Genomic DNA, 24,595 nt, shown 5'->3' on the forward strand with positions numbered 1-24,595 from the left:
TTAAAAGTACATGATATTTATTGCTCTATCATACTTTTTTCTTTCTTTTCTAAGACACTAGTTTTATTAGGGTCTACGACTAATCCTTTTATTTTAAGGGCTACTGTAGGCGTTTCAGCATTAGAAAAAACAGTGATTGTTTTTCTAATGGGGTTAACACGATTTGTATCGTATTTAACTTCGATTTCTCCAGTTTTACCAGGCATAATCGGTTTTTTAGGTTTTTTTGGTACTGTGCATCCACAAGTTGATTTTACATTAGATATGACCAAGGGAGCATTACCCGTATTTGTAAATTCGAACGTTCTTACTCCATCAGATCCTTTTTCTATGGTTCCGTAATCAATAACAGTGGTCTTGAACTCTATTTTGGCTACTTTCTTTTCTTGGGCAAAAGATCCTAAACTGACCAAACCTATAAATAAGATAGCTATTAAATTTTTCATCATTTTAGTTTTTTATTGATAGTCTCAAAACTACTTACTTTTTTATTCTCCTCAAAATTAATTAGATGTATTACATAGCATTTAACAGTATTTGGTGTTTTTAATCTATAATAACCACCTAATAATTTTTCAAAAAAAGAAATATAAGTACTTTTGTCAGTTACTTAGCAAAAACGATACCAAAATATGGAAATCCCGTCTAAATATAACGCCTTGTCAGTTGAGAAAAAGTGGTATGACTACTGGATGGAGCACAATTATTTTCACTCCACACCAGACGAAAGAGAAGCCTATACCATAGTCATTCCTCCTCCAAATGTAACGGGTGTACTTCACATGGGGCATATGCTAAATAATACCATTCAAGATGTGTTGATACGACGCGCGAGGCTATTAGGGAAAAATGCATGTTGGGTACCTGGAACGGATCATGCTTCTATCGCCACTGAGGCCAAAGTAGTCGCCAAATTAAAGGCGGAAGGCATCGATAAAAACGATCTAACTCGTGAGGAGTTTTTAGAGCATGCCTGGGAATGGAAAGAGGAATATGGCGGTGTTATTTTAGAGCAGCTTAAAAAGTTGGGCTGTTCTTGCGATTGGGAGCGTACAAAGTTTACTATGGATGACGACATGTCGGAGGCCGTTATTAAGGTCTTTGTCGATTTATATAACAAAGGCCTGATCTATCGCGGATACCGGATGGTAAACTGGGACCCTGAAGCTAAGACGACACTATCTGACGAAGAAGTAGAGTACATTGAAAAACAGGGTAAACTTTATTATGTCAATTACAAAATTGAAGGGTCTGATACTACCTTAACCATTGCGACAACACGTCCTGAGACGATTCTCGGAGATACAGCGATTTGTATCAATCCTGAGGATCCAAGACATCAAAGTTTAAAAGGTAAAAAAGCCATCGTCCCCATTTGTAATCGCGTCATTCCGATTATTGAAGACGACTATGTAGATGTGGAGTTTGGTACAGGTTGTTTAAAGGTAACACCGGCCCATGATGAAAATGATAAGGTTTTGGGGGATAAGCACGATCTTGAAGTTATTGATATTTTTAATGAAGATGCTACACTAAATAGTTACGGTTTACATTATGAAGGGCAGGATCGTTTTGTGGTGCGCAAGGCTATTGTAAAAGAGTTGGAGACCTTAGGACAAATAGATAAAATTGAAGATTATACCAATCGTGTCGGTATTTCTGAGCGTACAAAAGCCATTATTGAACCCAGGTTAAGTGACCAGTGGTTTTTGAAGATGGAAGATTTGGCTAAACCTGCAATAGATGCGGTTCTCAAGACGGATGAAGTAAAATTGTTTCCTAAGAAATTTGAAAATACCTATAGGCATTGGATGGAGAACATTCGCGATTGGAATATATCGCGCCAACTACTTTGGGGGCAGCAAATACCTGCTTATTACTACGGCGATGGGAAAGAAGATTTTGTGGTGGCAGAAACTTTGGAAGCAGCCCTTGAATTAGCTAAAGAGGAAACGGCAAATCCAGAACTTCAAACTTCAGATTTAAGACAAGATTCGGATGTCGTTGACACTTGGTTTAGTTCTTGGTTATGGCCCATGACTGTTTTTGATGGCATACGACACCCAGAAAATAAAGAAGTTGCCTATTACTACCCCACTAATGATTTGGTGACAGGTCCCGATATTCTCTTCTTTTGGGTAGCGCGTATGATTATTGCAGGCTATGAATATAGAGACGAGCGTCCTTTCGAAAATGTGTATTTAACGGGATTGGTAAGGGATAAGCAACGTCGCAAAATGAGTAAGCAGTTGGGGAACTCTCCAGATGCTCTTAAACTGATTGAAGAATATGGAGCGGACGGAGTTAGGGTTGGATTGCTTTTAAGTTCGGCAGCAGGGAACGATTTGATGTTTGATGAGGCGCTATGCCAACAAGGAAAGCAATTTGCCAATAAAATATGGAATGCCTTCAGATTGGTCAAAGGCTGGAATATAGATGATACGATACCGCAACCTAACTCTAGTAAAATAGCTATTGAATGGTTCGAATCTAAGTTTCAGAAAACCATGGCAGAGATAGAAGATCATTTTAGTAAGTATCGCCTAAGTGACGCACTTATGGCTACATATAAGCTGATTTGGGATGATTTTGCTTCATGGTTGTTAGAAATTGTAAAACCTGCCTATCAAAAGCCAATAGATAAAGTAACATACAATGAAGTGATAAGGCTATTTGAGAACAACTTAAGGATTCTTCATCCCTTTATGCCATTCTTAACTGAGGAGATTTGGCAATTTATTGAAGAGCGCTCATCAGAAGAGGCCTTAATTATATCAACTTGGCCAGAATATACCACAATTAATGAGGAGCTAATAGCTGAATTTGATTTTGCAGCTGAGGTGATTTCGGGTATTAGAAATATAAGAAAGCAAAAAAATATTGCCTTTAAAGAATCTATAGGTTTTTCAGTAGTAAACAATGAAAATATGAGCGGAACGTTTGACGAGGTTATTACCAAAATGGGTAATCTTGATAGTTTTGACTATGTTTCTGAAGCTGTTGAAGGGGCCTTGACGTATCGTGTTAAATCAAATGAATATTTTATTCCGATGGAGGGGAGTATCGATATTGAGGCTGAAATTAAAAAACTTACGGATGAGTTGAATTATACAGAAGGCTTTTTAAGATCTGTCCAGAAAAAGCTATCGAATGAACGTTTTGTCAACAATGCTCCAGAACAGGTAGTCGCTTCTGAAAAGAAAAAAGAAGCGGATGCCATAGCTAAAATTGAAACGATAAAAGCGAGCTTAGACAGTCTTAATTAGTTAAAATTTCCTAAAATTTTTGAGCCGACTTATGGCCATAAATCAATAAAACTTCAGATATTACCTACTACGAAAACGTTTTCTATAAATATTATTTATATATATCATAAAAAACATATATAAAAATATATGGGAAATGAGTATCATCTTTGCATAGCAAATCAATTAACATGCAATTATGATAAAAGTGTCTTTAGCAAAAGGCGATGGTATAGGTCCAGAAATCATGGACGCTACACTCAACATTCTTTCTGCAGCAGGAGCTGATATAACCTTCGAGGAAATCGAAGTTGGTGAAAAAGTATATTTGTCCGGCAATTCTACCGGCATATCCGATGAGGCCTGGGAAACCATTAGAAAAAACAAGGTCTTACTTAAAGCACCGATAACGACGCCTCAAGGTGGTGGTTATAAAAGTTTAAATGTAACTATGAGAAAAACCTTGGGTTTATACTCTAATGTAAGACCCTGCCGTAGTTTACATCCTTTTGTTACCACAAAGCATCCCGATATGGATGTGGTCATCATAAGAGAAAATGAAGAAGATTTATATGCTGGGATCGAGCATCAGCAAACCGACGAGGTGGTACAATGCTTAAAACTCATTAGTCGCCCTGGTTGCGAAAAAATTGTGACCTATGCTTTTGAGTACGCCAAAAAATACGGTAGAAAAAAGGTCACTTGCTTTACCAAAGACAACATAATGAAGCAAACCGATGGTCTTTTTCATCAAGTGTTTGATGAAGTGGCTTCGCGTTATCCAGAAATCATCAATGAACATTGGATCGTGGATATAGGAGCTGCACTACTAGCAGATTCTCCTGAAGATTTTGACGTTATTGTCATGCCTAACCTTTACGGTGATGTTATGTCAGATATTGCAGCACAAATTACAGGTTCAGTAGGTTTAGCAGGATCAGCTAATATAGGACAAGAATGTGCTATGTTTGAAGCTATTCACGGTTCTGCTCCGGACATTGCGGGTAAAAATATGGCTAACCCATCTGGTTTGATAAATGGTGCCGTAATGATGCTCAATCACATTGGTCAGAGTGATGTTGCCGAGAACATCCAGAATGCTTGGCTAAGAACTATTGAAGATGGAGTACATACCAATGATATTTACGACCCAGTCATGAGTACAAAGCGTGTGGGTACCAAGGAATTTGCGGAAGCTGTTATTGCAAACTTAGGTAAAAAGCCGAAGCAGCTACCAGAAGTAAGATTCGAAGATAGTACACCATTGATTTTACCTAAATATCAAAGAAAACCTTCAAAGAATAAAAAAGTTGTAGGAGTCGATTTATTCGTGGATTGGCATGGCTATGATGCCAATCTACTTGCGGAAAAATTGCAGCAACTCAATAACGATGAGCTGGAACTTTCAATGATTACCAACAGAGGTATTAAAGTTTGGCCAAATGGTTTTGAGGAAACCTTTTGTACAGATCATTGGAGATGCAGATATTCTGCAAAAGATGGGGAAGAATTGTCAAAAAGAAAAATTATAGAGGTATTACAAGCAGCTATGGATTATGGCATAGATGCGATTAAAACAGAAAACTTATACACGTTCGACGGAGTAAGGGGTTACTCTTTGGGGCAAGGACAGTAGGAAGTTTTCAAAACTTACATTCCAAGGAAAAAGATATTAATAGAGTTAGTTATGTAACCCTTGGAATGTAAGTTAAAAGTAAAAAGGCACCATGACATTGGTAGATTCAAGATTGGTAAATTTTTTCATAGGTTGTTACATACTAATTATTCTACTTCTGTGTATTGTTGTGCTTAGGTCACAGAGGAATCTTAAGAGTAAAATAGTCTGGTTAGTATTATTGTTGTTTTTACCTGTGCTTGGTGTCTTTTTTTATATCATGTCAATAACCTTTAAAACAAAGAACATATCCGAATTTTGATTAGTAGCTAAATTTCCGGAAAAAAGAGGCCGTCTAACTAAGGCGGTCTTTTTTATTACCACTCATTGATTTTGTTGCTATCTAACTTAACAAAAATAAAGAGTAAAATGGTGAAGCCCCAAAGTCCGGAACCACCGTAACTGAAAAATGGAAGTGGAATCCCGACTGTGGGTATTAACCCCATAACCATTCCGATATTAATGGTAAAATGCACAAAGAGGATAGAGGCGACCCCATAACCATATACACGACTGAATTGTGACTTCTGAGCCTCGGCCAGATATAAAATTCTTATGATGAGTAGCACAAATAAAATGACGACTGTACTACTGCCCAAAAATCCCCATTCTTCACCAACGGTACTAAAAATATAATCCGTTTCTTGTTCAGGAACAAACTTTCCAGTAGTTCGTGTACCTTGCATAAATCCCTTGCCTGTTAATCCGCCCGAGCTTATAGCTTGTTCAGATTGGATGAGGTTATAGGCCTCTCTTTTGCGCATTTGTTCTAATTTAACAGGATCTTTTTCTAATCTCAGAAAAATGGAAATCCTATTTTGTTGATGGACTTTTAAACCATGCTCATAGAACAATTTTACACCGTAAGAGAACCCAAGAGCTACTAATAAAACTACGACATATTGAAGTATTGAAGCGCGTTTCTTCTTTCTGAAAAAATAGCGTGAAACCAAAACTAGAGTCGTAGCTATTGCTGTAATCAAAATTCCATATTTTAAGGCGAGAACAGCCAAAGCAATGAATGACAAAGCAACAATAAGATAAACTTGTTGCAGCCCTTCTCTATAAAACACAAAGAAAAAGGCTAAATAAACTATAGTGCTACCGGCGTCATTTTGAAGTAAAATGAGCAAAGCGGGAACAAAAATGATTGCTGCAACACGTATTTGATCCTTCAAAGTTTGCATATTGGTTTGCAAATCACTTATATATTTGGCCACTGCCAACGCCGTGGCAAATTTGGCAAACTCACTGGGCTGAATGGTCATACTCCCAATACCGTACCAAGAGCGCGCACCATTAACATCCTTGCCAAAAACAAACAAACCGATTAACGATAAGATGGCTACCAAGTATATAATGCTGGCAAACCTTTCGTAAAATTTGGCTTCAAACGAAAGTATAAGAATAATTAATACAAAGGCCAGACCTATAAAAATAAGTTGCTTGCCATAAAGTTGTGAGGTGTCAAAATAGCTGGTGATATCTCCAATATGGGAGGCTGACAAGATATTAACATATCCAAAACCCACTAACAACAAAAACAAGATTATTGTAAGCCAGTCAAATTTAAACCGTCTTTGATTTTCTCTTAGCATTAATTTATGACTTCGGTATTTCGGCTTTCAGCTTTAAAAGATTTTGAAACGCTTTTTCATCAATAGCGTCGAGCGTTGTTTGCCGGTTGATGCCAAAAGGTTCGTTTGAGAAAGGCTTTTGGTACTCATGTTCTAGAGAGTAGCGTAATACAAAATTCTCCATATCCTTTCTCGTTATTTCACCTTTGATATAATACTCAATCATAAGGCTAGCCATTCTTCCTGCAAATCGACTCCCAAAATAGCCGTTCTCCACAAATACGGCTATAGCTATTTTAGGGTTATCCTTTGGAGCAAAGGCTACGAAGATCGAATGGTCTGTTAACTGGGTTTTTACACTGTCAATTATGGCAAAATTTTCGGCAGTACCTGTTTTACCACAAATGTCTATACCTTTTACACGAAGCATATCCGCAGTACCTTTGTTGTAAACATCAAACATACCTTGGATGACAGGTTCAAAATGTTGTTTGTCAATGGTTGTATATCTCGGGGTGGTAAATTGGTCAGGAATAGGTTCTCCTTCAATATTTTTGATAATATGCGGGGTGTAGAAGTAACCGCGATTGCCAATAGCAGCTGCCATATTAGCCAATTGGATAGGCGTGGCCAAAACTTCTCCTTGACCAATAGCATTAGATATGGTAAACGTGGTGTACCATCTATTTTTGCCATAGCCTCTATCATAAGTTCCTGCTGAAGGTACTTTTCCTGGTTGGCCTACAGAAAGATCATTGTTAAGGTAATTGCCCAAGCCAAAACTTTTTATGTGTTTGCTCCAATTGTCCATGCCCTCTGCTGGTGAATCGTATTTGTCAATAATTCGCCTGTAGACGTTTGCGAAATAGGCGTTACAAGATTCATAAATACCAATATTCATATTTGCGGGGCTTCTATGGACATGACAACCCATTTTTCTATTGCCATAACGATAACCCATCGCACAACTAAAACGTTCTTCGGTAGTCACTACACCTTCCTGAAGTGCTATAAGGGCATTCAGGGTTTTAAATGGTGATCCAGGTGGGTACATGGCTTGTAAACCTCTATCGAATAAAGGTTTTGCAATGCTGTCCTTAAAGAGCTTATTGAAGTTTTTCGAGCGGTCCCTTCCCACTAATAAATTGGGATTGTATGATGGTCCTGATACCATGGCTAAGATTTCGCCCGAACTAGGTTCAATGGCGACGATACCACCGCGCTTATTAGTCATTAGAAGTTCGCCATATGCTTGTAGTTTGGCATCTATGGTTATAGTGATATCTTTTCCAGGTACAGGTAGTGTGTCCCATTTCCCTTCTTTAAACGGGCCTATGTCTTTGTTAAATCTGTCCTTTTGGATGAATTTGATGCCTTTTACCCCTCGAAGTGTTTTTTCATAGGTTTTTTCAACACCTTGCTTACCAATAAGATCACCTAATCTGTAATAAGGCTGTTTTTTTATAATGGTGCGATTGACCTCTCCGATATCACCTAACACATTGGCCCCTATAGTCGTTTGATAAGACCTTAACGAACGTTTTTGAATGTAAAACCCAACATATTTCCACATTTTTTCCTGAAGTACAGCATAATCTGTTTTAGAAAGTTGTGGTACAAATGGGGAAGGCAATCTTGGAGAGTAATTATGAGCGCGCTCCAACTTTTTATCATAGTCTTCTCTAGATATTTTTAATAAGCTACAAAATTCATCTAACTCCTCATCTGATAAAGGTTCCACATCCCTAGGGATGACCATAACATCATACGACGGCTGATTAGCCACTAAAAGTTTGCCATTTCTATCATAAACATAGCCGCGCTTTGGATAGGTATATTCTTCTTTTATGGCGCTGTCTTCAAAAACGTCATACTCATAACCACCATATACCTGTAAATAGAATAAACGTGCTATAAAGATTAAACCGACAAGAGTAACGGTAGTTAAGAGTAAAAGTTTTCTCATTTCTTATTTCGACTAAACAAAATTACAATCAAGATACAAAGTATTATAGTGAAAATACTGGAGAATAACGTCTTTTTAAATATTAAAAGTATGTTGGAGATGTTAAAAACTTCTAGAGAAAAGAGGATAAGATGATGTATTAAAGTACCAAAGGTCACGTAGGTGAGAAGGCTCCCTAAATCTGTATTACTAAATTTAATGCTTTGGTGTTCATATAACATACCAAAAGATGTTTTTAAAAGTATCGGTCTGACATAAGCTAAGAAGACTGAAGCTGCTGCATGTACACCACCAGAATCTAGAAACATATCAATTGACATACCCAATAAAAAGCTCGATAGCAATAAAATCATTCTATCATCTCTTATGGGGAATAGAAAAATAAAAATGATATAGATATAAGGATTGACATATCCCAAAAAGTTAATATTACTGCAAATCACAACCTGTACCAAAAGCAAGGCGATAAATCGAACACTATTTATACCCAAAACACTATTCATTACTATCGTTTTCTAGGGATATGATTTCTGTTCTATCTAAATTTTCTAGGATGTAAATGGTACCGATATTTGTCATATCGTTGAACAACTTTACTTGTATCGTGTAGGTGTCACCACTCATATCTTTCTCAAAGCTCTCTACGACACCAATACCAATACCTTTGGGAAAAATTGAAGACTCCCCTCCAGTCTCTATGGTATCTCCAACTTTGACAGGAGCAAAAGTTGAAATATCTTCAAGTTGTGTATAATGCGGAGAACGGCCATCCCATTTTAAAGATCCTCTATGGTCAGTCAATTTTATCTTGGCATTAATTCTACTTTTTTTACTTAGAATAGAAAGTACTCTTGAATAATTTGCTGAGGTATTATCAATAATTCCAACAATACCTTTAGAAGTAATGACACCAAAATCTTCCTTAATACTGTCATTACGACCTTTGTTAATGGTAAGATAATTGTTGGTCATTGAATAGCTGTTTTTATAAACTTCTGCCGTTTTGACCCTATAAATTCTATCCGAATAAGTGGTGTCTATAGATGAATCACTAACCGAAACGTTTAAGTTGAGTAAAGCTTCTCGCAGTCGTTTATTTTCTTCGGCTAAGATCCTATTCTCTTTGTCTAGGCCAAAATAGCGGTCAATCGAATTTGAAAGACCATAGACACCTCCAGTAATGCTATTTGCAGAATTTATAAACTTACTTCTATGGTAAGAATGCGATTGGATGGTTAAAGCTAAAGCAACACTAAAAAGTAAAAAAAACAACAGAAAGGTTTTGTTTCGTATAACAAAATTGATGATTTGTTGCATTATTTACTTTTTATTTTATCAATACGCTTTTGTATTTTGATAAGTTTTTAAGAACAATTCCTGTGCCTCTCACTACAGCCCTTAAAGGGTCTTCGGCGATATAAACCGGTAAATCCGTCTTTTGTGATAAACGCTTATCCAAACCGCGAAGCATAGATCCACCACCAGCAAGATAAATACCTGTATTATAGATGTCCGCTGCTAACTCTGGGGGAGTTTGAGACAATGTTTCCATAACAGAATCTTCGATGCGAAGAATTGATTTGTCTAAAGCCTTAGCAATTTCTCTATAAGAAATCTGAACCTGTTTTGGTTTTCCGGTTAATAAATCCCTCCCTTGAACACTCATATCCTCAGGCGGTAATTCCAAATCCTCGGTTGCAGCCCCAATTTGAATCTTAATTTTTTCTGCTGTTCTGTCTCCAACATAAAGGTTGTGCTGCGTACGCATATAGTAGATGATATCGTTTGTAAAGACATCTCCAGCAACTTTTACGGACTTATCACAGACAATTCCGCCTAAAGCTATAACCGCAATTTCAGTAGTGCCACCACCAATATCTACAATCATATTTCCTTTAGGTTGCATGATGTCGACACCAATACCAATTGCTGCCGCCATAGGTTCATGGATTAAGTAGACTTCTTTACCATTAACCCGTTCACAAGATTCTTTTACGGCGCGCATTTCCACTTCTGTAATTCCTGAAGGAATACAGACAACCATACGTAATGCAGGATTAAAAAACTTCTTCTTTAACGCTGGGATATTTTTAATAAACAAACTAATCATTTGTTCTGAGGCGTCAAAATCGGCAATGACACCATCCTTTAAAGGTCTAATGGTTTTAATATTTTCGTGGGTTTTTCCTTGCATCATATTGGCTTCTTTACCAACTGCAATGATTTTTCCACTGATACGATCTCTTGCTACAATGGAGGGGTTATCCACCACAACCTTGTCGTTATGTATTATTAAGGTGTTTGCAGTTCCTAAATCTATCGCTATTTCTTCTGTCAGGAAATCAAAAAATCCCATGCGCTGTTCTGTAAATTAATTTGGGTTAAAAGTAATACGTAAAAGTAATAAATCCTGTAAAATAAACATCAGTTAAATTAATTATCTTCAATCCTACTTTTCTTAGGGTACGAATAGTAATTTCTACGTATGAGCAATCGCATTCAGGTGGTTGTTAATCAGTATATTAAAATAGTTTTTTTGTTTGTGTTAGCTGGCTAACATTTTTAGAAAATAGACGGCACTAATTTTAAGCAATCAAAAAAAGCATTTAAATAAAATGAAACAAAAATTACAATTTAAGACGATGGTAAGGGGAATTATGGCCTTATCATTATTGTTTGTAGGATGCCTAAGTGGTTTTGCGCAAGGTGCAACATTTACTAGTGTAGATCCTGCAACAGATGTATTAACGATTACCAATACGGGATCGTCAATGGTAAATGTCACTGATTACTGGTTATGTTTAGGGCCAGGGACCTATGTTAGAGTAGGTGCTGTAACTCCAATAAATGGTAATTACATGCTCATGGCAAATGAGTCGGTGACATTATCTTATGATGTTACAGAGTCTCAAGATGGTCTAAGTCTTTTTAGTACCAATAGTTTTGGTTCATCAGACCCTAATGTATTAGTGTCTTATGTACAATGGGGAGCCGCTAATCAGCCCAGAGTTGGGCAGGCAGTTACAGCAGGACGATGGGATGATGCCAATAACTTTGTAACCGGAAGTGGTCCTTATACCACTACTAATGGGGGTTCAGCTGCTGCTTGGGCCTCATGTGATGCAGAAGGTGGGGCCATTCAGATTGCGGGCACCACCGATACCTCAGCCACCATATGCGTTGGCGAAGGCATGGATGATCTCATCGCGGTAGAGTTTGTGGACATGAGCGTATTGTCTGGTGACAGTTCGACATGGGTCATTACAGATCAAGCAACAGGCGATATCTTGGGAACCCCAGCAGCAGGCCCTTTCAATTTAGAAGGCGCCCCAACGGGAATATGTGATATCTGGTACTTAAGATATACAGGAGATATAGGCTTGGGAAGCGCAACCAATGTGTCCGATTTATCGGGCTGTTTTGATTTGTCGAATCCGATTTCGGTATCGCGGAATGCGGTCAATGGTGGCGCTATTCAGATTGCAGGTACCACAGATACCTCAGCCACGATATGTGTTGGTGAAGGTGTAGATGATTTGATTGCTGTCGAATTTGTAGATATGGGCGTACTATCCGGTGACAGTTCGACTTGGGTGATTACGGACCAAGCGACAGGAAATATTTTAGGTGCTCCAGCAACGCAACCAGCAGGTGGCTTTAGTTTAGAAGGCGCACCAACAGGCATATGTGATATCTGGTACTTAAGATATACAGGAGATATAGGCTTGGGAAGCGCAACCAATGTGTCCGATTTATCGGGCTGTTTTGATTTGTCGAATCCGATTTCGGTATCACGGAATGCGGTCAATGGTGGCGCTATTCAGATTGCAGGTACCACAGATACCTCAGCCACGATATGTGTTGGTGAAGGCGTAGACGATTTGATTGCTGTCGAATTTGTAGATATGGGCGTACTATCCGGTGACAGTTCGACTTGGGTGATTACGGACCAAGCGACAGGAAATATTTTAGGTGCTCCAGCAACGCAACCAGTGGGTGGCTTTAGCTTAGAAGGCGCCCCAACGGGAATTTGTGATATTTGGTACTTAAGATATACAGGAGACATCGGTTTAGGTAGTGCAACTAACGTGGCCGATTTATCAGGTTGCTTTGATTTATCAAATCCGATTTCAGTATCGCGTAATGCGGTCAATGGAGGTGCTATTCAGATTGCGGGTACTACGGATACCACAGCCACGATATGTGTTGGTGAAGGCGTGGACGATTTGATCGCTGTCGAGTTTGTAGATATGGGTGTTTTATCCGGTGACAGCTCCACATGGGTGATTACGGATCAAGCTACAGGAAATATTTTAGGTGCTCCAGCAACGCAACCAGCAGGTGGCTTTAGTTTAGAAGGCGCCCCAACAGGCATCTGTGATATCTGGTACTTAAGATATACAGGAGATATCGGTTTAGGTAGTGCAACTAACGTGGCCGATTTATCAGGTTGCTTTGATTTATCAAATCCGATTTCTGTATCGCGTAATGCGGTCAATGGTGGAGCCATTCAGATTGCGGGCACTACGGATACCACAGCGACCATATGTGTTGGTGAAGGCGTGGACGATTTGATCGCGGTAGAATTTGTAGATATGGGTGTTTTATCCGGTGACAGTTCCACTTGGGTGATTACGGACCAAGCTACAGGAAATATTTTAGGCGCACCGGCAACGCAACCAGCAGGTGGCTTTAGTTTAGAAGGCGCCCCAACGGGCATCTGTGATATCTGGTACTTAAGATATACAGGAGATATAGGATTGGGAAGTGCAACCAATGTAGCGGATTTAAGTGGCTGTTTTGATTTATCAAATCCGATTTCTGTATCGCGTAATGCGGTCAATGGTGGAGCCATTCAGATTGCGGGCACTACGGATACCACAGCGACCATATGTGTTGGTGAAGGCGTGGACGATTTGATCGCGGTAGAATTTGTAGATATGGGTGTTTTATCCGGTGACAGTTCCACATGGGTGATTACGGACCAAGCGACAGGAAATATTTTAGGCGCACCAGCAACGCAACCTGTAGGTGGCTTTAGCTTAGAAGGCGCCCCAACGGGCATCTGTGATATCTGGTACTTAAGATATACCGGAGACATCGGTTTAGGTAGTGCAACTAACGTGGCCGATTTATCAGGTTGCTTTGATTTATCAAATCCGATTTCGGTATCGCGTAATGCGGTCAATGGTGGCGCTATTCAGATTGCAGGCACCATGGATACCTCAGCCACGATATGTGTTGGTGAAGGCGTGGACGATTTGATCGCGGTGGAGTTTGTAGATATGGGTGTACTATCAGGTGACAGTTCCACATGGGTGATTACAGACCAAGCGACAGGAAATATTTTAGGCGCCCCAGCAACGCAACCGGCAGGTGGCTTTAGTTTAGAAGGCGCACCAACGGGAATCTGTGATATCTGGTACTTAAGATATACAGGAGATATCGGTTTAGGTAGTGCAACTAACGTAGCGGATTTAAGTGGCTGCTTTGATCTATCGAACCCGATTTCGGTATCTCGGAATGCGGTTAATGGCGGCGAAATTCAGATCGCGGGAACCAACGATACAACAGCTTCGATTTGTGTGGGTGAAGGCGTGGATGATCTCATTGATGTAGAGTTTGTGGATATGAGCGTACTTTCTGGTGACAGCTCTACATGGGTCATTACAGATCAGGCTACGGGAGATATTTTGGGAACACCAGCAGCAGGACCATTCAACCTTGAAGGAGCACCAGCTGGGATATGTGATATTTGGTATTTAAGATACACAGGAGATATTGGCTTGGGTATGGCATCAAATGTGGCCGACCTATCAGGTTGCTTTGATTTATCGAATCCAATTTCAATAACACGTTTCACAGGTATGGATTGTATGACCTTATGTGATGCACAAGCTGGTGAAATCCAGATTGCAGGCACAACGGATACTTCAACCACGATATGCGTAGGTGAAGGTGTAGACGATTTAATCGCTGTAGAGTTTGTAGATATGAGTGTACTCTCAGGAGACAGCTCTACATGGGTCATCACGGACCAGGCGACAGGCGACATTTTAGGGACACCAGCAGCAGGACCGTTTAACTTAGAAGGTGCCCCGACAGGAGTGTGCGATATTTGGTATTTAAGATATACAGGTGACATTGGACTGGGAACAGCCACCAATGTAGCCGATTTATCAGGTTGCTTTGATCTGTCAAACCCAATTTCGGTATTGAGAAACGCAGTGAATGGAGGATCAATTCAGATTGCAGGAACCACAGATACATCAACAACAATTTGTGTGGGCGAAGGCGTGGATGATCTGATTGATGTAGAGTTTGTAGATATGAGCGTCTTATCCGGAGACAGTTCAACATGGGTCATTACAGATCAAGCAACTGGTAATATCTTAGGTACTCCAGCAGCAGGACCGTTTAACTTGGAAGGTGCTCCGACTGGGGTATGCGATATCTGGTACTTGAGATATACAGGAGATATTGGACTGGGAACAGCGACCAATGTAGCTGACTTATCTGGCTGTTTTGATTTGTCGAATCCGATTTCGGTATCGAGAAATGCAGTTAATGGAGGCGCTATTCAAATTGCGGGTACTACGGATACGACGGCTTCCATATGTGTCGGTGAAGGTGTTGATGATTTAATTGACGTTGAGTTTGTGGATGCTGGAGTTTTATCAGGTGATAGTTCTACTTGGGTCATCACTGACCAAGCCACAGGTGATATCTTGGGAGCACCAGCAACGGTACCACCAGGTGGATTTAGCTTAGAAGGCGCTCCAGCAGGTATTTGCGATATCTGGTACTTGAGATACACAGGCGATATTGGGTTGGGAACAGCTACCAATGTAGCCGATTTATCAGGCTGCTTCGATTTATCCAATCCAATTTCAGTTACGCGACTTACTGGAATGGACTGCGACGCTTTAAGCATTGATGATTTTGATACTGCATTCGATTTCAGCATATTTCCAAATCCTTCAAAAGATGTTGTGAACATCTCTTTCGGTGGGAATAGGATACTAGACTTAGAAATTCAAGTTATCGACATGCTCGGTAAGCAGGTTTATCGTGCTAATGCTACTAATGCAGATGATATGACGATTGATATCGGTAATCTGGAAAATGGTACTTACTTTATGAATATTACCGATGTAAGCTCAGGAAGTAGAATTGTTAAGCGGGTCATTAAAAACTAATTTTAGCTTTTATAAATGTTTGTTTAAATAAGAAAGAGCATCAGAATTCTGATGCTCTTTTTTTATTCATGGATTCTAAACTCTAATGTTTAAAATGACGTGTTCCTGTAAATACCATGGCAACATCATTTTCGTTGCAATACTTAATGCTTAATTCATCTTTGATGGAACCTCCAGGTTGAATAACAGCTTTAATACCAGCTTTATCGGCTATTTCCACACAGTCAGGAAACGGAAAAAAGGCATCACTGGCCATAACGGCTCCGTCTAAATCAAAATTAAATGACTTGGCTTTGTGTATAGCTTGATTAAGTGCATCTACACGACTTGTCTGTCCTGTGCCACTTGCGCATAATTGTTTGTTCTTAGCTAAAACAATAGTATTTGATTTGGTGTGTTTACACAATTTTGATGCGAAAATTAAATCCTCGAGCTCGTCTTGGGTAGGTGCTGAATTAGTAACGGTTTTTAAATCTTCAAGAGCATCCGTTTTAGCATCGCGTTCTTGTACCAAAGCACCGTTTAAACAAGTTCTTACCGTAGTTTTCGGAAGCTCTACATCATGAAGAACTAATAAGATTCTATTTTTCTTTCCCTTTAAAATCTCTAAAGCATCATCAGTAAATGAAGGGGCAATAACCACTTCACAGAATAATTTGTGAATTTCTTCAGCAGTATCCTTGTCAATTTCAGTATTACTAATTAAGATACCACCAAACGCCGAAACAGGATCACCCGCTAAGGCATCAATATAAGCTTGATGCACTGTTTTTCGCTGCGCAAATCCACATGCATTATTGTGTTTTAATATCGCGAAGGTTGGATCTTCATTTTTAAACTCTAGGATTAAATTAACAGCAGCATCAACGTCTAGTAAGTTGTTATAGCTTAATTCTTTACCGTGCAATTTGGTAAACATAGCATCAAAATCACCAAAGAAAAATCCTTTTTGATGTGGATTTTCTCCATAACGTAATACCTTGCCTTTAGTTTCGCTTATTTTAAGAGCAGCCTGCTCATGATTTTTATTAAAATAGTTAAAAATAGCGGTGTCGTAATGTGATGACACATTAAACGCTTTTGCTGCAAAGCGTTTTCTGTCATCTTCGGATGTTTCGCCATGTTTCGCCTCGAGTAACTCTAAAAATTCAGAATAATCTTCAACAGAAGATACACAAGTGACATCCGCGTAGTTTTTTGCTGCAGCTCTAATTAAAGAGATCCCTCCGATGTCAATCTTTTCAATGATATCTTGGTGACTTGCTCCCGAAGCCACTGTTTTTTCAAAAGGGTAGAGGTCAACAATGACCAAATCGATTTGAGGAATTTCAAACTCTGCCAATTCCGCAACATCACCATCGTTGCTCTGACGATTTAAAATACCGCCAAAAACTTTAGGGTGCAAGGTTTTTACGCGTCCCCCAAGAATTGAAGGATAGGAGGTAACGTCTTCAACAGGAGTGACGTCTATGCCCAAGTCTTTAATAAATTTTTCCGTTCCGCCAGTGGAATAAATAGTAACGTTGAGATCCTTGAGTTTTTTTACAATTGGTTCTAATCCATCCTTACTAAATACAGAAATTAGTGCCGAGGACATAGTTTTGGTGTTCATAATGTTGTGTTGTGATTTTGATGCTGCAAAAATAAAAGATTCAAGATGATAATCTTATCGGTCAACTCAGTTTCTTTAAGTTTTTTGTAACAATATATTGTTGAAAACGTCCTATGTTTAAATTGTTTTAAAACAACCTAGCCATGTTAGTCTATCTAAGAGTCTTTAAGGAAAGTTTTTCGTTTGCATTAAACGCCCTTAGAAACAATAAACTGCGTACGTTTCTATCACTTTTAGGGGTCACTGTTGGTATTTTTTCCATTATAGCGGTATTGGCAGCGGTCGACTCTTTAGACAGAGATATAAAAGAAAATCTTTCGGGTCTGGATAAGAATACCATGTATTTGACCAAGTACTCATTTGGCCCTACCGATGTTCCCCGATGGAAACGCGATAATTTTCCCCAAACGGAATACGATGACTATGAATTTGTGAGACGTAATATTCCTGACATAGAAGAGTCTGCCTATGTCATTTTTGGAGGCAATGAAACCATACGTTATCAAGCGGAGACCGTATCTAATGTGGAAGTAACTCCTATATCCCATGGCATTTACGTCATCGATGATTTAAAAGTGGAGCAGGGGAGGTTTTATTCAGAATTAGAATCAGATACAGGTGCGCCGGTTATAGTGATTGGTTCAGAACTCGCTGAAAACCTGTTTGATACATCGAATCCCATTGGCAAAGTCGTTCGGGTTTATGGCAGAAAATTAACCGTTATTGGAGTTCTTAAAAAGTATGGATCAACCTTAGGGGATTCGCCTGATGGGAAAGGATTTGTACCGGCAAATTTTGTCCGACGATTTAGAAATGGTGGTGTTGATGGTTTGCCAGGCGCTGTGGTTATAAAACCAAAAGCTGGGGTAGATATGGGCGCTTTTGAAAATGTATTGCGTCAAAAGTTTAGAGCCTACAGAGGACTTAAGGCAGATGAAGACGATGACTTCTTTATCAATAAACTTTCTGGATTGGTATCGTTTATAGATGCCATTATCGCTACCTTAAACCTTGTGGGTTGGGTGATTAGTGGTTTTTCGTTATTGGTTGGTGGTTTTGGTATTGCTAACATCATGTTTGTGAGTGTTAAGGAGCGTACCAATTTAATCGGCATCCAGAAATCCCTTGGTGCCAAAAATCGCTTTATTCTGTTTCAGTTTTTGTTTGAAGCTGTGATATTAGCGGTTGTCGGTGGTTTTATAGGTCTGTTTTTTGTTTGGATAACCTCATTAATCATGAACGGGATTGTTGGAGAAGATTTCAGATTTATACTGTCTTTCGGTAATATGTTCTTAGGTTTTATCTTATCAAGTTTTATCGGATTGATCTCGGGTGTGATACCTGCATTTTCCGCATCGCGATTAGACCCTGTTGAAGCGATTAGAACAGGGATGTAAATACCTTGGTATATTTTAAGCTTTTTATAACCTTTTTTGTAAACTAAAGCCATTATCTTTAGGCGTCTAATATATGCCTTATGCTATTATATGTACGCTTACTGAAAGAGAGCTTCACATTTGCATTTAATGCCTTAAGAAATAATAAGCTCCGTACTTTCTTATCTTTATTAGGAGTAACTATAGGTATTTTCTCTATTATAGCTGTACTTGCGGCAGTGGATTCATTGGACAAACAGATTAAATCTCAACTGAGTTCCTTAGATAGCAATACCATGTATGTGGCCAATATTTCTTTTGGGCCTACGGAAGTGCCAAGGTGGACCTACGAAACCTTTGACGAGATTTCTTATAATGAATACAAGTTTCTAAAATCGGGTTTAAAGGATGCCGAACATGTGGCTTTTCAATTGTTTGTAAGACGCGAAAATATTAGATACGAATCTGAATTGGTCAGTAGTGTGAATACTGTAGTGGTTTCCAACGAGTTTACCGATATCCAATATTTAGAGTTTGACAAAGGTCGTTTTTATAATGAATCCGAATCTAATGCCGGTAAAGCTGTTGTTGTGATTGGTTCTGAGATCGCAAAATCACTATTTGGAAATTTAGAACCCATCGGAAAGAAAGTACGGCTTTATGGGCAAAAATTTACGGTGATTGGTGTGGTAAAAAAAGAAGGCTCGGGCCTCTTTGGTGATAGTAATGACATTTCGATTTTCTTACCTGCCAATTATGTTAGAAATCGTTTTGGGGACAATAACCGCAATTTCAAGAATATTGTCATTATAAAACCCAAAAAGGGAGTCGATATAGCAGGTTTAAAGGCAGATGTCACTCAGATTTTACGTAATAGGAGAGGCCTAAAACCCGAAGAAATTGATTCGTTCTTCATCAACATTATTTCTGGCTTACAAGATGCTATAGATAATATCATTGGTACTATGAATGTCATTGGTTGGGTCATTAGTGGTTTTTCGTTATTGGTGGGCGGATTTGGTATTGCGAACATTATGTTTGTGAGCGTTAAAGAGCGCACCAACCTCATTGGGATTCAAAAATCATTGGGAGCTAAAAATAGATTTATTTTGTTTCAATTCTTATTCGAAGCGGTAATATTGGCTCTTATTGGTGGTTTAATTGGGCTTGTGATGGTTTGGTGTGGAACGCTTATAGCTAATAACCTCATTGAAGATTTTGAGTTTGTTTTATCACCGAAAAATATGCTCCTAGGGTTTTCAATTTCTTCTTTTATCGGTTTAATATCTGGAATGATTCCAGCAATATCAGCGTCGAGATTAGATCCGGTCGAGGCCATCAGAACAGGTATGTAGTGCTATGAAATTGAAGCGGTTCCTAAAGTATTTCATAAGTGTTTCAACGGTCTTGATATTAGGATCTTTGATTTATCTTAGGTCAAATAATATCTTGGGCATTAATAAAACCGTCGCTTGGGCTTGGGATATTAGCAATCTTAATTATTGGATAATAATTATAACTTATACCTTATTTCTACTACTTATGCTAAGTATCGTAGTATTTTTCATCATAAGGCTAAAAGACAATTTTAGAAATAGGTCTAAATAATTTTAGCAACCTCCTTACAAACAAACTCCAAAAAGCGTTCATCGGACTCGGTAAAAGGATCGGGCGTATTAGAATCGATATCGATTTGGCCAATATTTTCACCGTTGATAAAAATAGGTACTACGATTTCGGCCTTTACGGTAATGCTGCAAGCAATGTAGTTATCTTGTGCCGAGACATCAGGGACTACAAAGTTTTGGTTGCTTACGGCAACTTGACCACAAATTCCCTTGCCGAAAGGAATAATAGTATGATCGGTAGGTTCGCCCACATAGGGCCCTAACTTCAGTTCGAGCTTATCTCCGTTCTTAAAATAAAAGCCCACCCAATTATAATAATCGATATGGGTTTCGAGCAGTTCACAAATCTTAAGAAGGCGGTCGTCCACACTTAAGCTATGTTGTGCAACAATATGTTTTATCTCAGGTTTAAGGGCTTCAAAGGTCATCATTGTATAAACTTTTGGTAAAAGTATTTAAATCGTTCAATTTTAAAATAGGGTTTTCATAAATTTAACAGCAAACTAAGACCATCTTTTTTTCTTGAGAGAACTTTTAACGAAATATAAATTGGTTATTCGTTTCATAATCACATTTTTAGTGGTTTATGGCGTATTAACTATTGCTCATTATCTCTATTTGAGTTTCTCGGATGGATCCAAGTTTTATCCTGATTATATGACCAACTTAGTAGCAAGACAAACCAATACCTTACTAAATACTGTTGGATATGACGCGGATATTTTGCCACATCCCGATGAAGCTTCAATGAAAGTGATTATTAACGGCAAGTCTGTCGCCAGGGTTATTGAGGGTTGTAACGCTTTAAGCATTATTATTTTGTTTTTATCATTTATAGTGGCTTTTGCTGGTAAGCTCAAAACAACCATTTTATATTGTTTTGCTGGTAGCATCATTATCTATGCCTTTAACTTAATTAGGATAGTTATATTATCAGCAGGCTTGTACCATTATCCTTGGCGAAGAGAACTTTTGCACAATGTTATTTTTCCAATGCTGATTTATGGCACTGTATTTTTACTTTGGATGATTTGGGTGAATCGATTTTCAAAATCAGTAAAAACAAATGCCTAAACTGACACGCTACATATTGGTCTTTATATTAATTCTTGTTTTAGCGGCCATAAGAGGGTTTGAAAACCATTTATTCTATGATCCCTATTTGACATTTTTTGAAAACGACTATTTATATATGGACAACCCTAGAAGGGAAGTCGTCAAATTAGTCTTTTTTACTAGTCTTAGATATTTGCTCAATACTTTAGCCTCTTTAGGGGTTTTGTATCTCATATTTAGTGATAAAATAATGATAAAGTTCTCCGTTTTACTTTATGCCATTGCTTATGTCTTATTGCTTATTCCGTTTTTATATTTTGTCATTAACCCAAAGCAGGAAGACTATTATTTGTTCTTTAATGTGAGACGCTTTTTAATTCAACCAATAGGCTTGATTCTACTATTGCCAGCCTTTTATTACTATAAATTGAACAGTTAAGGATTTTATAATTTCTAGGGTACTATGGGGAATTTTGTAACTTTGCATTATGAATTTGTCGCTTTTGCATAAAGGATTCTCAATCTTATTGGCACTCTTAGTATTAGTGTCTACGTTATCATTGTCGATTGAAAAGCATTTCTGTGCAGGGGTTTTGGTTGATGTGGCTGTATTTACTGAGATTGACCATTGTTGTGGTGATGTCAAAAACGAAAGCCTAAACGTCACAAAGAAGTCCTGTTGTGAAAATGAAATCGACATTGTTGAAGGTCAAGATGATCTTTCGATAAAGGTATCCGAAGACTTAGACACAATTCAGAAACAGGTGCTATTGGCCTACCTGTACACTTATGGTCAGCTCTATGAAAGTCTACCAAAGCTGATTATACCTCATAAAGATTATTCACCCCCTTTACTCACTGAAGATATTCAGGTCTTAGACGAGACTTACCTCATTTGAATATAGTATAACTTTTTTAAAGAGAGCGCATGACCATGTGCTTAAAGTAGTATACCTATAATCAAAACAAATGAAGTATTATATAATTATAATTTTTATGTGCTTATCGCATAGCATGATAGCACAAGAACAATTAAAAGGCATAGTCTTAGAATCGCGTGATGCTCAAGAGCTGCCTTTATCAGGCGCCAATGTCTATTGGCTGGGCTCGTCTATTGGTGCCATTACCAACGATGATGGTACCTTTTCGTTGCCCTATAAATTTTCGTTCAACAAGTTAGTGATAAGTTATGTGGGTTTTAAGACGGATACACTAACCGTTAATGAAAATAAGTTCATCAGGCATGTATTACAGGCCTCAGATGAACTAGAATCGGTTGAAGTTACTTACAAAAAATCAGCGACGTCAAAATCCTACTTAAAAGCTACTAATACCTTTACGGTTAGCGCTGATGAACTGTTAAAAGCAGCTTGCTGCAATTTGTCCGAGAGTTTTGAAACCAATCCCTCAATAGATGTCAATTTTGCGGATGCGGTATCAGGAACCAAGCAGATTAAAATGTTAGGCTTAAACTCACCATATATCTTAATTGCTACCGAAAATATTCCAGCAATTCGTGGGGCATCACAGGCTTATGGCTTAAGTTTTATCCCAGGGACTTGGGTAGAAAGTATACAGATCACAAAAGGAGCGGGGAGTGTGGTTAACGGCTTTGAAAGTATAACGGGACAAATCAATACGGAATTGGTAAAGCCTACAACAGACGACAACTTTTATCTCAACCTTTATGGCGCTTCAAGCGAACGGCTAGAATTAAATACACATTTTAATACCAAAGTATCCGAAAAATGGAATACGGGCTTTTATGTTCATGCTAACACGCACCAACAAAAACATGATGTTAATGACGACGGATTTTTGGATATGCCGCTTTTTAATCAGATTAACGTGATGAACCGATGGCAGTATACCAATCCAGAAAAAGGCGTGGTAAGTTTTATAAATGTGAGATATTTATATGATGAAAAACAAGCCGGACAACTAAATTTTGATCCAGATAATTTTGATCCTAGAACTACTATGCTGAGCGAAGTCGAAGCATGGGGAAGCGAGATTAATACGGAGCGTTTTGAAATGATGACAAAATTAGGTTATGTCAACCCGGAGCTTCCTTATCAAAGTTTGGGCTTTCAAACGGCTTTTAGCCATCATAGGCAAGACTCTTATTTTGGACTGAATATCTATGATATACAGCACAATAGTTTTTATTCAAATTTAATCTACAATAGTATTATTTCAGATTCGCGCCATAAGGTAAAAACGGGATTGAGCTTTACTTACGACCATTATGATGAATTGGTGAATACGGAAACTTTTGAACGCACCGAAAATTCTGTGGGTGCCTTTTTCGAGTACGCTTACGACAATTTAGATAAACTGACCATGACGGCAGGTTTACGCGTCGATCAGCATAATCGTTTGGGATTTTTTGTAACTCCAAGATTGCATGTGCGCTATACGCCATGGGAAAAATCAGCTTTGAGAGCCTCTATTGGGCGTGGTAAACGCAGTGCCAATATTTTTGCTGAGAATCAAAATCTGTTTGCGAGCTCCAGACAAATTAATATTCAAAATGCCGGAGGGAAAATCTACGGTCTTGACCCAGAAATTGCCTGGAATTATGGCATAAGTTATCTACAAGGCTTTAACCTGTTTGACCGAAAAGCCGATATCACCTTCGATTTTTACAGAACCGATTTTCAAAATCAAGTGGTAGTGGATTGGGAGAATCCTTTTGAAATTGACTTTTATAATCTCGAAGGCGATAGTTATGCCAATAGTTTTCAGCTGGAATTTAATTATAATGCGTTTCAAGGATTCGATTTAAGAACAGCCTATAAGTATTACAATATTAAAACGGATTACAACTCTGGACGATTAGAAAAACCGTTAATCCCTCAGAACCGTTTGTTCGCTAATGCGGCTTATGAGACTCAAGCAAAGGATAACGGAAGTCAGTGGAAGTTTGATGCGACCTATAATTGGCTGGACGCTCAACGTTTCCCGGGTACTGAGCTAAGTACACCAGAATTTCAATTGGATGACTATTCGCCAACGGTTGGAACCCTGAACCTGCAAGTTACCAAAGTGTTTTCCCCAAAATTTGAAGTATATTTAGGTGGCGAAAATGTGACCAATGTAAGGCAATCAGATCCTATAATTAGTCCGGATGATCCTTTTGGAGCCAATTTTGATAGTAATTTTGTATATGGACCCATTTTTGGAAGTCTCTATTATGCAGGATTGCGCTTTAGAATACAATAAAAAACGTCATTGCGAGGAAGAATGACTAAGCAATCT

The 24,595-nt window shown here is 38.5% G+C and carries 18 protein-coding genes; 10 read left to right on the top strand and 8 right to left on the bottom strand.

Annotated features, from left to right (window positions below; all coding sequences use genetic code 11):
• Positions 1–17 precede the first annotated feature (17 nt).
• Positions 18–446 carry a DUF1573 domain-containing protein gene (locus ACO052_RS07950; RefSeq protein ID WP_422108057.1) on the bottom strand — a complete coding sequence of 143 codons (429 nt, stop codon included), beginning with the start codon at positions 444–446 and terminating at the stop codon, positions 18–20.
• Positions 447–632: 186 nt separating this feature from the next.
• On the opposite strand from ACO052_RS07950, the gene ACO052_RS07955 reads away from it, so the two are divergent.
• From ACO052_RS07955 to ACO052_RS07965, 3 genes are all read left to right on the top strand, one after another.
• Positions 633–3,266 (top strand): valine--tRNA ligase, encoded by a 2,634-nt coding sequence (locus ACO052_RS07955; RefSeq protein ID WP_422107476.1) that lies wholly within the window; start codon positions 633–635, stop codon positions 3,264–3,266.
• Between the two features lie 178 nt (positions 3,267–3,444).
• Positions 3,445–4,881 carry an NADP-dependent isocitrate dehydrogenase gene (locus ACO052_RS07960; protein ID WP_422107477.1) on the top strand — a complete coding sequence of 479 codons (1,437 nt, stop codon included), beginning with the start codon at positions 3,445–3,447 and terminating at the stop codon, positions 4,879–4,881.
• A gap of 91 nt (positions 4,882–4,972) precedes the next feature.
• Entirely contained in the window at positions 4,973–5,182 is a 210-nt protein-coding gene (locus ACO052_RS07965; protein ID WP_422107478.1) for a PLDc N-terminal domain-containing protein, read from the top strand.
• A 55-nt stretch (positions 5,183–5,237) separates the two neighbouring features.
• On the opposite strand, the gene rodA is transcribed toward ACO052_RS07965, so the two are convergent.
• The 5 genes from rodA to ACO052_RS07990 are packed head-to-tail and all read right to left on the bottom strand — an operon-like array spanning position 5,238 to position 10,819.
• Entirely contained in the window at positions 5,238–6,518 is a 1,281-nt protein-coding gene (gene rodA / locus ACO052_RS07970) for a rod shape-determining protein RodA (protein ID WP_422107479.1), read from the bottom strand.
• Between the two features lie 4 nt (positions 6,519–6,522).
• Positions 6,523–8,463: a penicillin-binding protein 2 gene (mrdA, locus tag ACO052_RS07975; RefSeq protein ID WP_422107480.1), complete on the bottom strand. Its 1,941-nt coding sequence runs from the start codon at positions 8,461–8,463 to the stop codon at positions 6,523–6,525.
• Positions 8,460–8,966: a rod shape-determining protein MreD gene (locus ACO052_RS07980; RefSeq protein ID WP_422107481.1), complete on the bottom strand. Its 507-nt coding sequence runs from the start codon at positions 8,964–8,966 to the stop codon at positions 8,460–8,462. The genes mrdA and ACO052_RS07980 overlap by 4 nt, the downstream gene beginning before the upstream one ends.
• Positions 8,959–9,780, bottom strand: coding sequence for a rod shape-determining protein MreC (gene mreC / locus ACO052_RS07985; protein ID WP_422107482.1), 822 nt, complete (start codon positions 9,778–9,780; stop codon positions 8,959–8,961). Before mreC ends, ACO052_RS07980 begins: the two co-directional genes overlap by 8 nt.
• Positions 9,781–9,790: 10 nt before the next feature.
• The gene (locus ACO052_RS07990) at positions 9,791–10,819 is read right to left on the bottom strand and encodes a rod shape-determining protein (RefSeq protein WP_111682021.1); all 1,029 of its coding nucleotides are present in this window, start codon (positions 10,817–10,819) and stop codon (positions 9,791–9,793) included.
• Positions 10,820–11,078: 259 nt separating this feature from the next.
• Here ACO052_RS07990 and ACO052_RS07995 point away from each other — a divergent pair, with 259 nt between their 5' ends.
• Positions 11,079–15,662: a T9SS type A sorting domain-containing protein gene (locus ACO052_RS07995; protein ID WP_422107483.1), complete on the top strand. Its 4,584-nt coding sequence runs from the start codon at positions 11,079–11,081 to the stop codon at positions 15,660–15,662.
• An 82-nt stretch (positions 15,663–15,744) separates the two neighbouring features.
• Here ACO052_RS07995 and purH read toward each other — a convergent pair whose 3' ends face one another.
• Positions 15,745–17,274, bottom strand: coding sequence for a bifunctional phosphoribosylaminoimidazolecarboxamide formyltransferase/IMP cyclohydrolase (purH, locus tag ACO052_RS08000; protein ID WP_422107484.1), 1,530 nt, complete (start codon positions 17,272–17,274; stop codon positions 15,745–15,747).
• Positions 17,275–17,417: 143 nt separating this feature from the next.
• Here purH and ACO052_RS08005 point away from each other — a divergent pair, with 143 nt between their 5' ends.
• Positions 17,418–18,671: an ABC transporter permease gene (locus ACO052_RS08005; protein WP_422107485.1), complete on the top strand. Its 1,254-nt coding sequence runs from the start codon at positions 17,418–17,420 to the stop codon at positions 18,669–18,671.
• An 80-nt stretch (positions 18,672–18,751) separates the two neighbouring features.
• A complete protein-coding gene (locus tag ACO052_RS08010; protein WP_422107486.1) occupies positions 18,752–20,005 on the top strand; it encodes an ABC transporter permease in 1,254 nt (417 codons plus the stop codon).
• 245 nt (positions 20,006–20,250) lie between these two features.
• On the opposite strand, the gene ACO052_RS08015 is transcribed toward ACO052_RS08010, so the two are convergent.
• Positions 20,251–20,706: a GAF domain-containing protein gene (locus ACO052_RS08015; RefSeq protein ID WP_422108058.1), complete on the bottom strand. Its 456-nt coding sequence runs from the start codon at positions 20,704–20,706 to the stop codon at positions 20,251–20,253.
• Between the two features lie 94 nt (positions 20,707–20,800).
• Here ACO052_RS08015 and xrtF point away from each other — a divergent pair, with 94 nt between their 5' ends.
• The 4 genes from xrtF to ACO052_RS08035 all read left to right on the top strand — a co-directional run bounded on the left by xrtF (position 20,801) and on the right by ACO052_RS08035 (position 24,559).
• A complete protein-coding gene (gene xrtF, locus ACO052_RS08020) occupies positions 20,801–21,352 on the top strand; it encodes an exosortase family protein XrtF (RefSeq protein WP_422107487.1) in 552 nt (183 codons plus the stop codon).
• The gene (locus ACO052_RS08025) at positions 21,345–21,773 is read left to right on the top strand and encodes an exosortase F system-associated membrane protein (RefSeq protein WP_422107488.1); all 429 of its coding nucleotides are present in this window, start codon (positions 21,345–21,347) and stop codon (positions 21,771–21,773) included. The genes xrtF and ACO052_RS08025 overlap by 8 nt, the downstream gene beginning before the upstream one ends.
• Positions 21,774–21,822: 49 nt before the next feature.
• Positions 21,823–22,233 carry an HYC_CC_PP family protein gene (locus ACO052_RS08030; protein WP_422107489.1) on the top strand — a complete coding sequence of 137 codons (411 nt, stop codon included), beginning with the start codon at positions 21,823–21,825 and terminating at the stop codon, positions 22,231–22,233.
• A 115-nt stretch (positions 22,234–22,348) separates the two neighbouring features.
• On the top strand, positions 22,349–24,559 hold the full coding sequence (locus ACO052_RS08035) for a TonB-dependent receptor (protein WP_422107490.1): 2,211 nt from the start codon (positions 22,349–22,351) through the stop codon (positions 24,557–24,559).
• Positions 24,560–24,595: the final 36 nt, after the last annotated feature.

The sequence above is a fragment of the Winogradskyella sp. genome (genome assembly GCF_965228925.1).
Lineage (GTDB): Bacteria > Bacteroidota > Bacteroidia > Flavobacteriales > Flavobacteriaceae > Winogradskyella.

What these genes read in the sequence shown, in the direction of transcription:
- ACO052_RS07950 (WP_422108057.1), bottom strand. Translation starts at nt 446, where the DNA reads ATGAAAAATTTAATAGCTATCTTATTTATAGGTTTGGTCAGTTTAGGA.
- ACO052_RS07955 (WP_422107476.1), top strand. Translation starts at nt 633, where the DNA reads ATGGAAATCCCGTCTAAATATAACGCCTTGTCAGTTGAGAAAAAGTGG.
- ACO052_RS07960 (WP_422107477.1), top strand. Translation starts at nt 3,445, where the DNA reads ATGATAAAAGTGTCTTTAGCAAAAGGCGATGGTATAGGTCCAGAAATC.
- ACO052_RS07965 (WP_422107478.1), top strand. Translation starts at nt 4,973, where the DNA reads ATGACATTGGTAGATTCAAGATTGGTAAATTTTTTCATAGGTTGTTAC.
- rodA (WP_422107479.1), bottom strand. Translation starts at nt 6,518, where the DNA reads ATGCTAAGAGAAAATCAAAGACGGTTTAAATTTGACTGGCTTACAATA.
- mrdA (WP_422107480.1), bottom strand. Translation starts at nt 8,463, where the DNA reads ATGAGAAAACTTTTACTCTTAACTACCGTTACTCTTGTCGGTTTAATC.
- ACO052_RS07980 (WP_422107481.1), bottom strand. Translation starts at nt 8,966, where the DNA reads ATGAATAGTGTTTTGGGTATAAATAGTGTTCGATTTATCGCCTTGCTT.
- mreC (WP_422107482.1), bottom strand. Translation starts at nt 9,780, where the DNA reads ATGCAACAAATCATCAATTTTGTTATACGAAACAAAACCTTTCTGTTG.
- ACO052_RS07990 (WP_111682021.1), bottom strand. Translation starts at nt 10,819, where the DNA reads ATGGGATTTTTTGATTTCCTGACAGAAGAAATAGCGATAGATTTAGGA.
- ACO052_RS07995 (WP_422107483.1), top strand. Translation starts at nt 11,079, where the DNA reads ATGAAACAAAAATTACAATTTAAGACGATGGTAAGGGGAATTATGGCC.
- purH (WP_422107484.1), bottom strand. Translation starts at nt 17,274, where the DNA reads ATGAACACCAAAACTATGTCCTCGGCACTAATTTCTGTATTTAGTAAG.
- ACO052_RS08005 (WP_422107485.1), top strand. Translation starts at nt 17,418, where the DNA reads ATGTTAGTCTATCTAAGAGTCTTTAAGGAAAGTTTTTCGTTTGCATTA.
- ACO052_RS08010 (WP_422107486.1), top strand. Translation starts at nt 18,752, where the DNA reads ATGCTATTATATGTACGCTTACTGAAAGAGAGCTTCACATTTGCATTT.
- ACO052_RS08015 (WP_422108058.1), bottom strand. Translation starts at nt 20,706, where the DNA reads ATGACCTTTGAAGCCCTTAAACCTGAGATAAAACATATTGTTGCACAA.
- ACO052_RS08025 (WP_422107488.1), top strand. Translation starts at nt 21,345, where the DNA reads ATGCCTAAACTGACACGCTACATATTGGTCTTTATATTAATTCTTGTT.
- ACO052_RS08030 (WP_422107489.1), top strand. Translation starts at nt 21,823, where the DNA reads ATGAATTTGTCGCTTTTGCATAAAGGATTCTCAATCTTATTGGCACTC.
- ACO052_RS08035 (WP_422107490.1), top strand. Translation starts at nt 22,349, where the DNA reads ATGATAGCACAAGAACAATTAAAAGGCATAGTCTTAGAATCGCGTGAT.